Origin of the sequence: Methylosinus sp. R-45379, assembly GCF_001644125.1 — a bacterium.
In the GTDB taxonomy this organism is placed as follows: Bacteria; Pseudomonadota; Alphaproteobacteria; order Rhizobiales; family Beijerinckiaceae; genus Methylosinus.
Window position 1 is genome coordinate 1 of record NZ_LUUM01000137.1, and the last position, 1,532, is coordinate 1,532.

General features: G+C 62.7%; 1 protein-coding gene. It reads left to right on the forward strand.

All coding sequences use genetic code 11. The annotated features are described in order from the left end of the window. Positions 1 to 336 precede the first annotated feature (336 nt). A complete protein-coding gene (locus A1351_RS07005; RefSeq protein ID WP_157096156.1) occupies positions 337 to 990 on the forward strand; it encodes a hypothetical protein in 654 nt (217 codons plus the stop codon). Positions 991 to 1,532: the final 542 nt, after the last annotated feature.

Below are 1,532 nucleotides of genomic sequence, written 5' to 3' on the forward strand. Positions count from 1 at the left end.
GACAAAGGCCGGGCAATTCGACGAACAATCGCCGACGCGATCAATAGGGTCGCCGAGCGACATGGGTGCGGAGTCCGTGTGGTCGCGGAGTCGAACGCGGCCCGCGATTTCCCCGCGCCGGAGCCACGTCTGCCCCGCGGGGTGTTCCTCGCCCCAGAGACAAAATTTGCGCAAAAATCTCTCTCCACGCTGGACGCCCGACGAGAGCGGCGCCGCGAATGGGAGGAGGCATACGAAGAGGAACTCGACGCGACCATCGCACGGACGCGTCTGGCCGACGAAGTCACCGCACTCGAAAAGCGCCTTCCCTCAATTCGGCCGACGCCCGAGACAGCGATGTTTCCCGGCAAGGTCGTGCTTCGCGCCATTCGCTGGGGTCGGATCGCGTTTCGGGCGGGCGAGCCGATCAAAATGGAGCCGGTCGGCTTACGCGCAATCGCCATCCGCTATGAAAGCGCCGAACTGATGATCCGAGAGGACAGTTTGTTCATCGAGGGACCGATCACGCTTTCGACGGCGCGACTCGTAGGACGTCTGGTCGGAGCCGTCGGATGGGATATGGCTATGATCGGAGGGGATATCGCTCAGCCGGACTCGACGGCGCTGAGACGGGAGACACGCTCCTATGCGGACCCGCTCGAATTTCAAATTCGCCGGCTCGAATGCGAGCCCCTGGTCGCCGCTCTATCGACCAAATGCGCCGAGGCGCCCCCTCACGAGGCCCAGATGATCCTGGACAAGTTCTGTGATCGATGTCGGACTTCCGCGATGACCCGCGACGTACTGTCGAGCATGCTGCGAGACGATTGGGCCAGCGACTCGGGAAATGTGGGGACGGAAGCATGGAAAATTTTTCGCGCGCGGATGGAAATGGCGAGCATCGCCATAGACCTCTCGATCGCTCTGAAGGCGAGACATCGCTCCACCGCCACCGGAAAAATCGATCCTCTCGTCGACCCATCGACTCCGGTCGACTTCTGGATCCCTTGAACCCTGTGCGACCGCGCACCATCGGCGACCCGGCTGCGTCATGACCGGCTCCAGCAGGTCGAGAAGCCGCTCGATCCTCGACAACGCCGCCTCTGGAAGCGTCGCCCCTCCGGCTTTGAGCCATTCGGTAAGCTGCCGACTCCAGTCACGACGGAGCCCCCTGATGCCGAGAATCCTCGAGGTCGCCCGGATGCGTCGACCTTGTTCAGGATCGACCGGAGGGCTCCGGTCAGATCTTTTCGCTCCTGATCCGCCCGAAACGCCGCTCGGAGGCCCCGCTCGGACGGGGCTCATCGAGTACGCGCGGAGCTCGCCCGCTGCCACGCCAGCAGCGTGGCAGCATACGAACCACACCACCGAACCCTACTCCGTTCCGGCGGTCGCTCCCCTCAGAGCGTCTGATTGGAATACATCGAACTTGCCCTCGGTTACGCGAGGATGTACGCTGCAATGTATCCTGCCGACCGACCTCTAAAGAGCGGAGAGCGGACATTTCAAAGACTTGGGCTCTGCCGTGAGTTCGAATCCCTCTTGCGGCACCA